Origin of the sequence: Runella sp. MFBS21 (assembly GCF_029433105.1) — a bacterium.
In the GTDB taxonomy this organism is placed as follows: domain Bacteria; phylum Bacteroidota; class Bacteroidia; order Cytophagales; family Spirosomataceae; genus Runella.
In genome coordinates, this window is sequence record NZ_JARNTW010000001.1 from 438,901 (window position 1) to 453,405 (window position 14,505).

The 14,505-nt window shown below is 43.2% G+C and carries 10 protein-coding genes; 1 reads left to right on the forward strand and 9 read right to left on the reverse strand.

The genetic code is table 11. The features are described from left to right. From P1X15_RS01775 to P1X15_RS01785, 3 genes are all read right to left on the reverse strand, one after another. Positions 1-1,548 (reverse strand): tagaturonate reductase, encoded by a 1,548-nt coding sequence (locus tag P1X15_RS01775; RefSeq protein WP_277336422.1) that lies wholly within the window; start codon positions 1,546-1,548, stop codon positions 1-3. Positions 1,549-1,557: 9 nt separating this feature from the next. After that, entirely contained in the window at positions 1,558-3,387 is a 1,830-nt protein-coding gene (locus tag P1X15_RS01780; RefSeq protein ID WP_277336423.1) for a glycoside hydrolase family 88 protein, read from the reverse strand. Between the two features lie 156 nt (positions 3,388-3,543). Continuing rightward, positions 3,544-3,897 (reverse strand): cupin domain-containing protein, encoded by a 354-nt coding sequence (locus tag P1X15_RS01785; RefSeq protein ID WP_277336424.1) that lies wholly within the window; start codon positions 3,895-3,897, stop codon positions 3,544-3,546. A gap of 331 nt (positions 3,898-4,228) precedes the next feature. On the opposite strand from P1X15_RS01785, the gene P1X15_RS01790 reads away from it, so the two are divergent. Then, complete coding sequence (locus tag P1X15_RS01790) at positions 4,229-5,149, forward strand: AEC family transporter (RefSeq protein ID WP_277336425.1); 921 nt, start codon at positions 4,229-4,231, stop codon at positions 5,147-5,149. Positions 5,150-5,151: 2 nt separating this feature from the next. Here P1X15_RS01790 and P1X15_RS01795 read toward each other — a convergent pair whose 3' ends face one another. The 6 genes from P1X15_RS01795 to P1X15_RS01820 all read right to left on the reverse strand — a co-directional run bounded on the left by P1X15_RS01795 (position 5,152) and on the right by P1X15_RS01820 (position 14,464). After that, positions 5,152-7,362 carry a radical SAM protein gene (locus P1X15_RS01795; RefSeq protein WP_277336426.1) on the reverse strand — a complete coding sequence of 737 codons (2,211 nt, stop codon included), beginning with the start codon at positions 7,360-7,362 and terminating at the stop codon, positions 5,152-5,154. 65 nt (positions 7,363-7,427) lie between these two features. Beyond that, complete coding sequence (locus P1X15_RS01800; protein WP_277336427.1) at positions 7,428-9,107, reverse strand: PNGase F N-terminal domain-containing protein; 1,680 nt, start codon at positions 9,105-9,107, stop codon at positions 7,428-7,430. 62 nt (positions 9,108-9,169) lie between these two features. Next, positions 9,170-10,138, reverse strand: coding sequence for a glycosyl hydrolase family 18 protein (locus P1X15_RS01805; RefSeq protein ID WP_277336428.1), 969 nt, complete (start codon positions 10,136-10,138; stop codon positions 9,170-9,172). Positions 10,139-10,163: 25 nt separating this feature from the next. Continuing rightward, positions 10,164-11,924 (reverse strand): SGNH/GDSL hydrolase family protein, encoded by a 1,761-nt coding sequence (locus P1X15_RS01810; protein ID WP_277336429.1) that lies wholly within the window; start codon positions 11,922-11,924, stop codon positions 10,164-10,166. A 43-nt stretch (positions 11,925-11,967) separates the two neighbouring features. Next, positions 11,968-13,329, reverse strand: a complete 1,362-nt coding sequence (locus P1X15_RS01815) for an alpha-L-fucosidase (RefSeq protein ID WP_277336430.1) — start codon at positions 13,327-13,329, stop codon at positions 11,968-11,970. Positions 13,330-13,414: 85 nt separating this feature from the next. Further along, positions 13,415-14,464 (reverse strand): N(4)-(beta-N-acetylglucosaminyl)-L-asparaginase, encoded by a 1,050-nt coding sequence (locus tag P1X15_RS01820; RefSeq protein ID WP_277336431.1) that lies wholly within the window; start codon positions 14,462-14,464, stop codon positions 13,415-13,417. Positions 14,465-14,505 lie beyond the last annotated feature (41 nt).

Genomic DNA, 14,505 nt, shown 5'->3' on the forward strand with positions numbered 1-14,505 from the left:
TTAGATTGTAGCATTGATTTCAGGAATTGAGATGCTATTTCTTAAGAAAAAGGCATCAAGTGTAGGTTTTACCCCATGTGTCAGCATATTTTCTAAATTTTCTGTCACAGTCTGAGCAAAACCCGCGAGTAAAGTAAGGTCAGTATCCCATAGATTTTTGTCTTGTAAAACAGATTCTACAAGCTGTGAAGGGTTTAGTTCTTGCCATTTATGATAAAAATACTCGGCTTTTTCGTCTTGGATAGGATATAGTACTCCGTCTCTTTCTCCAAAATATACGAAGCCTTCTCTTACTACAGGCTTCATAAATTGTAAATAGGCCGCAAACCCCAAAGAAAAATAAGCAGGAACACACTCAAAAATTTTGTAATAATTGAGGAGGGTTGCCACGTTACGCATCTTCATTTTTGAAGTATAATTGAGCGTAATACTAAGCCATTGGTGATTGAGATGAGGATTGCGGAACCGATCCAGTACTTGCATCCCAAAGCGTTGGGGACGTTTTGAATCCATCGGATAAGGGATGGCTAATCCAAGCTCTGAATTCATTAAGTTGCCCATAAAAGCCGACATATTATCGTCTTGCATGGCACTGATTACATTGTCAAAACCTGCTAAATAGGCCAAACCACAGCTCAAAGTATGCGTACCATTGAGGAGACGCAATTTGAGTTCTCGAAACAAGTTAATGTCAGGTTCTACAAAAATGCCTTCATCGGCTTGGGCAAAAGATAATATTTTTTTGACGTCATCATTACCTTCAATAGCCCACAATCGAAACACCTCACTCATTGTCAAGAGTTTGTCGTGATACCCTAACTCTTTCGTAATGGCCTCATAACTAGGAGCGTCTGGTTTGCCGGGTACTATTCTGTCTACTAATGAATTACAAAAGTGGTTAGCATTTTCGAGCCAATCCAAAAAGCTGGAATCAAGACCATTACGGTGGGCCAGTTCGATGACAATGGCTTCGAGTTTAGTGGCGTTGTCGGAGATAAGTTCAGTGGGTACAATCACCAATCCAGATTCTTGACTCCCGCCAAATGCTTTGAAGCGAGCATATAAAAAAGCAAGTAGTTTGCCTGGGAAGGAGCTGGGAGGCGACTGAGAAATATCGTCTTGTACCAACTGAATGCCTACTTCGGTGGTATTAGAAATCACAATCTGAAGGTCGGGTTTTTGGGCGCAGTCCAAAATGCTTTGCCATTGCGACTTGGCCGACAAAACCCGACTGATCGCCGAACAAATGATGTTTTCTTCGATGTTTTGCCCTAATTCTACCCCACGTACACAAAGTGTATAAAGGCCATCTTGTTCATCAAAAGCGCCCGAATCTCCCGAATCAGTTGATTTCACAACCACAATACGACCATTGAAAATACCTTGCCGATTGGCCTTATCGATGAGATAATCGGGCAGTCCTCTTAGTAGTACGCCCGTGCCAAATTGGAGCACTTTTTCAGGTAGTTGTAAAAGGCTATCCTCAGGAACCGAAACGGAAGGGTTGTCGCGCAGATGGGCTAATTTATTAATAGATAGATTTTTCATAATTGCATTTTATTTCTGGGGAGAGATTAGCCATCTTGCCAAATCTTTAGCGGCGGAGAAGTTTTCATAAATCAATGGAATACGGCGGCCATCAGTGTATTCATTATAGAGCCAAGGGTCGCCTACGGCAAATACGCGTCCTTTGCCCACTTGTGCAATACTCACGATCACATCACCTTGGTGAGTCAAGATAGGTTGAGCAGGTGCTTTCAACTCCAACGGAGCTAGTTCTTTAATATAAACCGCTTTGGTATTTTTGAAGACGGGATTGTTGGGATTGATGTCAATTCTTCCTTGTTGCCATTGCGTACCTTGAACCATATTTACATTTTTCGGTAAAAACTGTATGCCAAATTCTTTGGCTAGCAAATTGAAGTTTTTGTGTTCGCAGTTGGCGGTATCATTGGCCATCAGTACAAGTGTCCCACCTGCTTTTACCCAATCCGTAATCACTTTAATATCGGTGTTTTGAATAAAATTGGGATTTGGAGTTTCTTTCTTAGTATCGGGGTCAACGATGATATAAACATTGACATCTTTGAGGTTTTGTGCAGTAGGAGCGGCTTTGATAGCCGTAGTTTTAGCCCCAAAATCACGAAATATAGTTCCCCAAAACCAAAAACCGGGGTGCTGACGGTCTTCCCAAGTATAGTGGAATTGTTCTTCTTTACCGTTAAAATCTTTTCTAAACTCACGGTTAAAGTAATAATCTGTCGCCACTATTTTGCCTTGACCGAGGGTATTTTCGGCGGCGGTTTCTATTTCTACACTTGCAAAAATAAACGGCCCTACGCCTTTGAGGTCGTTTTTACGGATGGGTTCGCTCAAGTAATATTCATAAGTCCCGTCTCGGTAAGGAGTGCCACCAAGCCCGCCTACGCTCACTGTTTTGTTGAGGCTAATGGTACCATTGGGTTCTTCTTCCACAAATTCTTTCAAAATCCCTGCATATCCTTTTTGGGCGGCAGTTAAATAATTTTTGGGGAGATAGCCCATCCGTACTCCCTTTGCCAAGGCATACACAAACATACAAGAAGCAGAGGCCTCAAAGTAATTTCCTACACGCGTGCCTTGAGTGGTCATTTGATACCACACGCCCGATTTGGGGTCTTGGTATTTTACCAAAGCAGGAGCGAGGCGTTGGAGGTATTTGATAAGATTGGCACGTTGAGGGTGATCTTGAGGAAAATAATCAAGCACATCTACCAAAGCCATAGCATACCAGCCAATGGCTCTGCTCCAAAAATGAGGTGAGCGGCCTGTTTTGGGGTCAGCCCATTTTTGGGATTTGCTTTCATCATAAGCATGATACACGAGCCCCGTTTTTTCGTCAACAGCGTACTTTTCGATAAGCGTAAATTGCTTCGCGATATCATTGAAGTGCTCAGGGTGATTGAAAATAAGGCTATACTCTGCCGAAAAAGGCTCTGCCATAAAAAGCCCATCAAGCCACATCTGATAAGGGTAGCGTTTTTTGTGCCAATACCCCCCTTCATTGGTTTTGGGTTGATTTTCTAATTGTTTCCAAAGGAGGTCGGCGGCTTTTCGGTATTTTTCCTTGTCAGGCTGGGTTTGTTGATAAAGCATTAGCAAAGCCCTACCTGTGGGGATATTGTCGAGGTTAAAATCCTCATATTTATAAGAGCGAATGCTTCCGTCTTTTTGGATATAACGGTCGATGTCTTTTCTGATGTATTCAAAATACTTACTATCGCTAGTACGTACCCATACTTTTTCGAGGGCTTTTAGCACTAGCCCCTGTTCATAATCCCAGCCAGCAGGTTTGTTTTCTTTGACCGTGATGGAATCTTTATGCCAAGTCATAAAAGACTCTGCCATTCTGATAGAATAAGGTTTTTTTTGGGCAAAAACCAAATGGCTAATGCCTAAAAAGAATAAAAAATAGAGAGGAACGCGCATCATAATTGAAGGTTACTTTTGCAGCTAATATTAAATGATTGTATTGAGATAGCTCTCCTGTACCGTTGGGTGCTATTACAAGAAGTCTTCTCGGAGTGGATTGAAAACATCTATCAAAACTCCTTCTTCTAAGCATACCGCTCCATGTAATACGTCGGATGGGACAAAATACACGTCACCTTCTTTCAATACTTTACTTTCAGCCCCGATACTTACTTCAAAAGCCCCGCTTGCCACGTAGCTGATTTGAAGGTGGGGATGTTTGTGAGTAGCCCCGATACCTCCTTTTTTAAAGGCCACCTTGACCAGCATCAACTCTTGCGTGTAAGACATGATTTTGCGCTGGATTTTATCATCGATAATTTCCCAAGGTATGTCTTCGTCGGCTACCAAAATTTTTTCAAACGATAGATGATTCGAGGCTTTCAAAATTGTATTTTTTTATTAGACAATAGATAAACTACTTATTTTTATTCTTAACAATGATACAATAAGTTTATCTTTATTTTATTTACACACCAAAGAAAAGGAGGGATATTTTTATGCAATCGTTATCGGTAACGTTTGCAAAATTGTACTTAATGTAAAATAGATTGTAAAGAATCAAGAAATGGTATAAGTGACCATAATTAGGAAATAGAATAGAAAGAAGGATTAGAAAACAAAAAAATTAGACTTTTCAAAGTTTTTTCGATAGCATCAAATCCACTTTATTACTTTTGTATCTCCCAGTGTATACCCACGTTTTCAGTTACTTCTAATGAATCAAACCAACAGCGTGTTTTTGATTACCCTTGGTATTGCCACTATGGGTTTTTTAATCAAAAAATTTGATTTTGTATCGGAAAAAGACGGCAAATCTATTTCTAAGTTTTTGATGCATACTACTTTTCCTGCGCTGATGATTGTCAGTATGCTCAGGATAGATTTCAAACCCACGCTTTTTTTGATACCCTTGTTATGCATATCCTTGGGGTGTATCATGACTTTGATTGCGTGGTTTTTGTTTGCCAATTATTCCAACCAAACCCGTGGCGTATTGACGATGGCTTGTGGAGGGCTCAATGTGGGACTTTTTGCTTTTCCAATCATTGAGGGAATTTGGGGCCGCGAAGGACTAGTATATGTCGCGATGTTTGACATCGGCAATACTATCATTACGTTTGGGTTGGTATATTCGGTAGGAAGCTACTTTGCCGTGCGAGAAGAAGGAAAGGTAAATTACAAAAAAGTTTTGGGTAAAGTGATTCAACTTCCACCCTTACAGGCAATGTTTATTGGTCTTACTATCAATGCATTGGAGATTGAATTGCCAGTGGTAGCGTATGATTTTTTGGATGTATTGGCCAAGGCCAACAAACCTCTCGTGCTACTTTTGATGGGTATTTATATGAGTTTTGAATTAGAAAAAAGTCAAGTATTAGCGGTAGCAAAGGTATTAGCGATTCGCTATGCTTGTGGTATTGTGGGAGTGATATTGTTGTATGTATTTTGGCCTGAACCATCCTTGGCTCGGAATGTGCTCATTGTATGCGTGGTACTCCCTATCGGTATGACAATCCTTCCTTTTGCGGATGAACTCAATTATGATTCGCGCATTGCGGGGGTATTGGTCAACATTTCTTTGTTGATAAGTTTCTTGCTGATGTGGGGCTTGGTCGTAGGTCTTAAATTGGCTTAATGTTACAAAATCAATAACCCATTTTGGCGTAGTTGTTTCCAAATCTCAGCATGGGTAAAGGCTTGGAAGTCACCTAAATGAGTGTTCTCAAAATCGCTTTGAAGTTGGGCATAAGAAAATGGTTTCTCAAATTCACTAACAGTAATGAGAGGGAAAATACGCATCCAAAAATCGGCCAAAGAAGCAGGCATTTCAATGGTTAGGTTTTGCTTTTTTTGATAAAAATAGAGCGCAGCCATTGTTATTTTCTTTTTTCCAACTTTAGCTTCAAAGTATTCGATAGTGGGTACTTTGCCCAACCAAATCACAAATGCATTTTTTCTAATAAGCTCCTCGTTTTCGTGGATTTGTTTTTGGATATAATTAGACGGAATACTAGTGAGCGGAACTTTGGCTTCAAACCATTTGGATAGCGGTACTTCAAAACCTACTCCGTGCATGTAATTGAACAATGATTTCCGAAGTCCTTCGCTGTAAAAGTCGTGATTGGTGCCTTTGGGGTCGTCGTGATAGAGGTCGTTGTCGGCAAAGCCCCCAAAATCAGGGCCAATACGTTGAACATCAAAAGCTTCGGGAGCCAGCCCTACGGGACTATGTGAGGTCATAGCAAAGCGGTGCCAAAAGCCTGATTGCAACACGCCATTTTCAAAAAGCTGCCGCACCATTTCTAGGGAATCGATAGTTTCTTGAGCAGTTTGGGTCGGGAAGCCGTACATCAAATACGCATGAACCATAATACCCGCCTGTGTAAAGCCATCGGCTACGCGGGCTACTTGTCCTACGGTCACGCCTTTTTTCATAAGAGCTAGAAGTCGGTCAGAGGCTACTTCTAGTCCGCCTGACATGGCAATACAGCCCGAGGCTTTGAGCAACAAGGACAAATCGTGCGTGAAGTTTTTTTCAAAACGGATATTGGTCCACCATACCACCGTGAGTTTTCTACGGATGATTTCAATCGCCAAATCCCTTAGTAACGCTGGTGGCGCAGCTTCATCCACAAAATGAAAACCATTTTGTTTGGTTTGACGGATGATTTCCTCAATTCGATCGCATAAAAGAGCGGCTGTAAGCGGCTCATAGTTTTTGATATAATCAAGCGATATATCGCAAAAAGAGCATTTTCCCCAATAGCAACCGTGTGCCAGTGTAAGCTTGTTCCAACGCCCATCACTCCACAAGCGATGCATGGGATTGACGATTTCGATTACTGACAGATAATCCATCAAAAGTAAATCACCGTAGTCGGGGGTGCCAGTTTCGCGCTGCGCGATGTCTTTTTCGACGGCTCCATTATGATATACGACCTTTCCCTCTACCCGCGAATACACCCGCTTCAGGGATTCAATAGGGCGTTTTTGTTCAAAAAAAGCCAACAGCGAACGAAGCGGGGCTTCGCCATCGTCTAGGCATACAAAGTCGAGATAGTCAAACAATCGTGGTTCGGAAAGAGAGCGCAGCTCAGTATTACAAAATCCGCCTCCCATTACGATTTGGATAGCAGAATAATGACGCTTGAGGTATTGTCCACATTTCAAAGCTCCAAAAAGATTTCCCGGAAAAGGAACTGTCAAACACACAACTGTGGGCTGAAAGACTTCAATCTTTTGATGCAGAATTTGACAAAGTAAGGTCGTAATAAATGTATCAGGTGCTTCGAGAGAGTGGTGGAGTTCATCAAAATGCGTAGCGGTACGGCCAAGGCGCTCGGCATAGCGACTAAAGCCAAAGTGGGGGTCGATAGCTTCTTGGATAAAATCACCCAAATCTTCCAGATAGAGCGTAGCCAAGTGTCGCGCCTTGTCTTGGGTTCCCATCGTACCAAAAGCCCATTCCAAATCTTCTACTTCCTGAAAACGAGAAGCTTCGGGCAAATAAGTACGGTCGCAGATGCTGTGAGCAAGGGTTGGGTTTTTGTTTTGTAAAAAAAGAATAACAGGCTCAATGGTATCGATATACTCTTGGCGAAGGCTATAAATACGGTAGGCGTTTTCGGATAATTCGATGTCGTCCTCGGCTTGGTCAAGGGCTTTGAAAAGGTCATGAAGACCTTTGGTAGAGAAAAGTGCTAAAATAACCTCAATTCCCAAATCCGCTTGCTGAGAAGAAACCCCCAATGTATTAAGAAACCCCTTGATATAGGCCGTAGCGGGATAGGGGGTGTTGAGTTGCGTAAAAGGAGGAGTAACTAGTAAAAGTTTGGATGGGGAAGTCATAGGTAAAAGCGCAAAGTCAAAATTAGTGAACCTTGCCGACGTTCAAAACGTCGGCAAGGTTTTTTTTACCATTCACCAATCAAAGTACCTGATACATTCCAAGCACTGAAACTGCCGCCTTCTGGAAGGCCCTGCGGAATCTGTACTTGTAAGGTATGCTTGCCAGCGGGTAGGTTGCCAAGCTCTACCCAAATAGGATTGGTGACTGTACCAGGGCACCAATTGGAACGACTCAAATCTGAAGAAGAGAGACCATTGCCAAAATTGCCAGAGGCAGGATTGACCAAACGATAGCTGCCGCAGTCGGCGCGCCAAGGGGTAATCGTGAATATTTGCTTTCCATCCACCAAAATGGTATTAGGTTTGGGTACAAATTCATCTCCATTGCCCCAGCCGCCGTGACCCGTGGTAGTATAGCGAAGCTTGAGGTTTTTGATACCTTGGGGTACTTCAAAAGTTACTTGCAGCCCTTTGTCGTTGTTAAACATAGTCCCGTACTCTTGCCCAGCCATTTCCATGACATTGGTGGTATTGAAAAGAGGCATCACCCAGTCTTCCTTTTGGGTAGAAGGGCGCTCATTGGGATGCACCGAAAACCGCATACTTACTTTATGCCCTCCTTTGTCGTAGTTGCCAATAAAAGCGGCTATCCATACTTCTTGGCCATTGTAAGCAGGTAGCAAATCGCTCACATCTTGACGATAATAAGTGGAATCGGCCCAAGTTTTGTTTTTGAGTTGTAAATAGTTGTATTGCCTTACACCAAAGGGCGTAAAGAATCGCATCAATTCCAAAACAGGCAGATAGTCAGCGGTTTGAATTACTCCTTGGTATTGCTTACCATTGCCATTTTCATATACTGGAACTTCCTTGATTGATTTTTGAAGCGCATCCAAAAAAGAAATTTTACTTTGGGTCGGAATCAAAAATACCGACCCTGTGCGGTCGTAAGCGTCACCATTGGAGTATTGTGAAAGTTCCAAAAATACATTGGAGGCAAGTCCTACTTTGGGAAATTTTACTTTTTTGGCAATGACTGTTCCGTGCGCAAATCGGAAGACTTCGCTAGGGGCATGGGCCGAATCCGAGAAATTAATGGTTTGGTTTTGGAAAACAGGAATTTGGATAAACCTACTTTTCCAAAGTTCGTCTTTGTAAGTAAGCTCATCTACGAGCGGCGGCGTGGGCTTGGGTAGTTGATTTTTGGCCGCCCAAGTTGTATTTTTTTCGATTTTTACGGCTTCTGTTTCACTATTTCCATTCCGTACCATTTTCAAAACCAAGCCTATGGTTTGACCCAAAGCCGAGGGGGCACCTTTTACTTTGAGTTCATTGGTATACCAAAGGTCGATGCGGTTGGAGTTGACGACGGTGGTGGCTTTCTTGCACAAATAGCCCAAAATAGTTTGGGTGTCGGGCAGAAATTCGATTTTTTGTTCTCCTAAAGTCTTGGTGTTTTGGGTCATCAAGACTTTATCATTTCCCAAAAAAGCGATTTGATAAAGGCTGTTGTCGCTACGGTCGGTAAAACTTACCTCATAGGGTGTCTTTGCTTCTCCTTTGAGGATTTTTTCCGAAAAAACACTCGTGCCCGTTGCCGAAGCCAATACAATGATTGGGTCTTGGTTGGGCGGGGTTTTGCCGTTGTTTTTACGTAAATAAGTAATTTGGAACACATCCTTGGTTTGCGCCAAACCGTCGAGTGCTAAGAGGCTCACAAGGAGTAGCTTGACAAAATATTTCATGGATAATCAATTTTTTTATGGCAGGATAAACGACTAAGAAATCTGATTTTTGGCACCTATCACTATTTCGCTTTCTGGCCTCTTTTGATGGCTTGAAGAAGCGAAAAGTCATCGTTGGTATCGCAAGCGATTTCCCAAATCATAACACCCCCACATCCACGTTCTTTGGCGAGTTTGGTTTTGAGCTCGATAGTATGAATTCCGTTATAAAATGCCCCCATCCAATAGTCATCATAAGGGCTTGCACCGTCTTTGAGGAGAGATTTGTAGTCGGGTCCGTAGTTACCCATGCCTTTTTTAGAATAAAAAGGCAAGCCTAAGAGGGTTTTGTGGGCAGGAATACTACGCTCTTTTGTCCAATAGTCTAAGCTTTTGATAGCCAGCGAATAGGGCGAGTGCGCACGGACATAGTTAGGGCCATAATCATCATCGTAGGCCATGAGGTTAATCCAGTCCATTTTGTCGAGGGCTTCTTTTTTCATACCGTAGCCTTTTTTGCCATAAGAAATCACGGCGGCTGTTAGTTTTTTTCCTTGGGCGTGAAGGGCATCGCCTAGTTCATTGACAAGAGCTACGTAGTGGTCGGCCGAAGGTGTATCTTCATCGGGATATTCCCAGTCGAGATCCACGCCATCGACTTGGTAGTTTTTGACAAACGCCATGACATTTTTGACAAAAGTATGACGCCCTTCGGCGCGTTCGGCCATTTTATGAAAGCGAGTGTCGTCGCCGCCACCGTCGCCAATGCCCCAGCCGCCAATAGAAATAAACACCTCTTTTTTGTGTTGATGCATGTATTTAACGAGCTTGTGTAATGCCTCTGGGTTACCAAGTGGCATGAGTGTATCTCCTGTTTTGGCCGGAATCGCAAACGAAAAATTGATATGGGTCAACACATCAACGGGGATTTTTTCGGGCGGGATGCTTGGTACATAATACCCTACAACTTTGAAGTCTTTGGGTTTGGTTTGGGCAACTACTTCTAAGCACAGCAAAGTCAGCAAAGCAGCGAAAATGGATTTGGTGTTCATCTTAAAATGAGGGGTTAGTTATGTATTATTTTTTCAAAATGGTGGCAAGATTTTTTCCTAAAGCTTCGTACCCATTGGCATTGGGATGTAGGCCATCGGAGAAGAGTTTTTCATCGATTTTGCCCGAAGGCAGTAAAAGCGTTTTTCCAATATCCGCGAAACCGATTTTCAACGATTTGGACAGCGCATCTATACCTTTGTTGAGGGTGGCTACCCTGAATTCTTGCTCGCGGCGTGGATAAATCCCCAACAAGATAACCTTGGCCGAAGGCTGTTTTTTTTGAACAGTCTCTACGAGCAAACGAAGTCCTTCAATTATTTCTTGGTCGGTGTTGAGGTGTAAATTGTTGGTGCCAATGTTGATAACAATCTTTTCAGGGGAGATGTCGTCAAGTTCATCATGCTCTACGCGCCACAGCACATTTTCGACTCTATCCCAGCCAAAACCAAAATTTCGTACTTGAAGAGGCTCAAGGTATTTTTGCCATGAGTCAGCTCCTTTGATACGATTGTTGAGAGGCTTTCCACCCCAGTTGTGGGTGATTGAATTGCCAAGAAATACGACTTTGGTAGGTTCAGTTTGGCTGAGGCTGAGGATTTCTTGGTGCCGTTGTTCCCAATTATAGCTACCCGGTTCACGATTCTGACGAATAGGGATTTGGGTTTTGAGCGTCCCAACGGGGGCTTTCAGAATCTCCCTAAGCTTTTTTTCGTAAGCATTGGCATAGTTCATCATACCTATATCGTTGGGGTGAGTGCCATCTACCATACCTTCATGGTCAATGTTGATTTCGGAAATAGGCAGCAGATAAAGATTAGAAATACCCTCTGCGGTAAGTTGAGCAAAGGTTTCACGGAGGTATTGGTTGGCATCTTCAAAAAGAGGTTGTCGATGAGGTATCAAATATCCTTCGGTATATCCGTCGTGTTCGGTAAGCAAAATAGGCGTAGAAGGATGCTTAGCACGAATGCTTTTTACCGATTCGGCGATTCTTTTTTGTAACTCTTTTTTGTCCACAATAGGACTGATGAGATTGGGTAAACAATCCAACACAAATACCTTGGCGTCGATTTCATTGATAAGGTCAATTACTTCTTTTTCCAGACGGCCATTGCCTGAGAAGCCCAAATTGATGACCGTACGGTCAAGTTTGCGTGATAAGATATTAGTCCAAGCCATACCAGGGCGCGTGGCGCAGGCTCCTTGCGCAATAGAAGTGCCATAGACCACAATCGGTTTTTCGGGGCGTTGAGGCAGTACATTGAAAATGCTTCCTTCTGGTACTCCAATTTCCAAATCTCTGACACTATTGTACAAAGGCAAAAACAAACGATACTCACGGCCTAGTTTGTGGTAATTGTCGTTGGGGAGAAGTTGCGAAAAACTATACTGAACCGTATCTTTAAAACTATATTTTCCGGCTGCCCAGTGCCATTTGCCGTCGCTATCAATACCATACAAATCTACCCCACTTACGCCGGTAGAAGGCATGTGAGGCATATTATAGGGACCTGTGACTTTGTATCTTACCACGATTTGGGAGGCATTGCTCACAAAAAGAATCGAAAGGCCGGCGCTGTTGCGTGAAAGATTCCAAACGGCTTTTCGAACGAGGGCTTCGGCGCGGGGCGGAAAGCGTTGGATTGTATCACGCATTTCGTCAGACCAGGCCTGCCCATCAATGATGGGCACTTTGCTATCTGATGGCTTCCACCAAGTAAAATTGCTTTGAGCCAAGCTAAAAGAAGCCCAAAAGCACAGTACTGCCGTAATTAGGTTTTTCATTGTGAGGAAAGGGTCAGGAATAAAAAGTAAAATCGCTTATAAACTATTTAATTTCATAGGTCCAGGCGTATTGACAAGGAATCGTATTGGGCGTGACGGCGGGTGCCGTAATTCGTAATACATTGCCTTTGTAAGAAAACTTAACCTCACCTTTGAAACCTAATAGATTTACTTTGGAAGGTTTGGGAACATTTTCGATGACGATTTCATCTTTCCACTGACGGCTGATGGCATACAATGCATTAGCCTTTTTGGTAAAAAATACCTGTGACTCTTTGGTATATTTGGGGGCTTTGTCCCATTTACGTGTTTCGTAGATAGCTTCGCCGTTTACTTTGAGCCAGGTTCCTATTTCATGCAATCGCTGCTGCATAATCACCGGAATACGCCCATCAGCAGTAGGGCCGATGTTGAGCAATAAATTTCCGCCTCGGGCTACGATATCAATGAGCTGATGTACCAACTGTTCGCCTGTTTGGTAGCTATCTAGGTTTTCGTTGCGATTGTAGCCAAAAGACTCTCCCATGCCTCTACATTCTTCCCACGGCCGTACAAATCCTTGTACTTCTTTGTTGTCGGTACCACCGTGGCCATACTCTGAGGTCATAAAGCTGCCATGTTGACTTTTGGTATCGCTGCCCCAACGGTCGTTGACGACGATACTATTTTTGACGGGAGAGTCGTTGAAAAGCCATGCCAAAAACTCTTCGCTGCGCCATGTTTTGGCGGGATGATCCCATTCGCCATCAGTCCACAAAATATCAGGCTGATAGCGACTCACTAAGTCTTTCATCTGCGGAATCATCCGCTCGTTTACGTATTGGTTCACATTGGATTTATAAACAGGATTGAACCATTCATAAAGGGAATAATAATATCCCATTCGTAAATTGCGAGCTTTGACGGCCTTCGACAAATCGCCCGCTAAATCTCGGTGAGGACCTACATCGACGGCGTTCCAGTTCCATGATTCCGGGCTAGGCCACATGGTAAACCCCTCGTGATGCTTTGATGTTAAAACCACGTACTTAGCTCCTGCTTGCTCAAATATCTTAGCCCAATCTTCAGGGTTAAACAACTCTGCTTTGAAATCCTGAACAAAGTCTTGGTAACTTCGATTGCCGTAGTTTTTTTTATGAAATTCAACAAACTCTGGGTGAATCTTGAGATTGGGAGCAAAAAGCCGTTGCCAATACCATTCGGCATAGCCACTTCCAAAACCGTCGGCGTTGGATTTGGTGGCCCAAGCCGGTACTGAATATACCCCCCAGTGAATAAATATCCCAAATTTAGCATCTTCAAACCACGCAGGAGTAGGACGTTTGTCGAGGCTTTGCCAGTTGGGCTGGTATTGGGCAATGGCAATTTGGGAAAGGAAAAAAAGAAAAAAAAGCGATTTTTTCATGAGACATTAAAGAAAAAACGCTAGTGCAGTTCCAAGACTTTGGCATGATTTATAACCAACTGTTAGGCAGCACTAGCGTTGAAAATTATCCTTTTGGGAAATAGCTTTTTGCCATAAATACTTTACCACCGTCATCCGTTGAAGTGACCGAATAGTTGAAACCGTGGTGGATGGAGTAGGCTCCATATTCACCTTGTTTGTTGATGGCAATAAACCCTACCTGAAAATCTTTGGCTTTGGCAGGATTGATTTTGATAATACGCTCAACAGCGATTTTACAAGCCTCTTCGGGGCTTTTGCCCATGCGCATCATTTCTACAATCAAAAATGCCCCCGCTACTCGAAGTACTTCTTCGCCTTGTCCTGAGCCAGTAGCAGCCCCTACTTCATTGTCTACATAGAGTCCCGCACCGATGATAGGAGAATCTCCTACACGGCCTCGCATTTTGAATCCCATACCGCTTGTAGTACAGGCTCCCGAGAGATTGCCCGCTGCGTCCATTGCAATGGTTCCCATGGTATCGTGATTGGGAGTACCGTCGTCAAAAAAGTTGGGAGCAAAAGGCCCTCCTTTGGTTTTTTGGCCTTTTGACTGTTGTTGTTCAATATTGATAACAGGCTTATATTCTGATTTTTTAAGCCAATTTTTATAGGTTTTTTCCGCATCGGTCGAAAGCTTTCCTGACTCTTTTTGGAAACCACTTGCCAGCGCAAACTGAAGTGCCCCTTCGCCTACTAATTGTACGTGAGGAGTATTTTCCATTACCTTGCGAGCCACCGAAATAGGATGTTTGATGAACTCCAAGGCCATCACTGAACCGCAATTGAACTTATCGTCCATGATACTAGCATCTAAAGTGACTTTGCCATCGCGGTCGGGATTTCCGCCAAGTCCCACACAGCAATTGATAGTATCTTCAATCGACCTTGCTCCGGCTTCTACAGCATCGAGAGCATATCCGTTGGGTTGTTTTAAGACTTTCCATGCTACGGCATTCACAGGCAAGCCACTGTCCCAAGTAGAGACCACGATGGGCTTGGTGACTGCTACGGTCTTTTTAGAAAAAGCTTTGCCGATTGAAAGCAATGGCAAACTTAAAGCTGACCAGCGAATGAAATTTCTTCTCGATTGCATTTTAGAAAATGGTTTAGAAAGTTGAGTTGTTAGTATTGTTG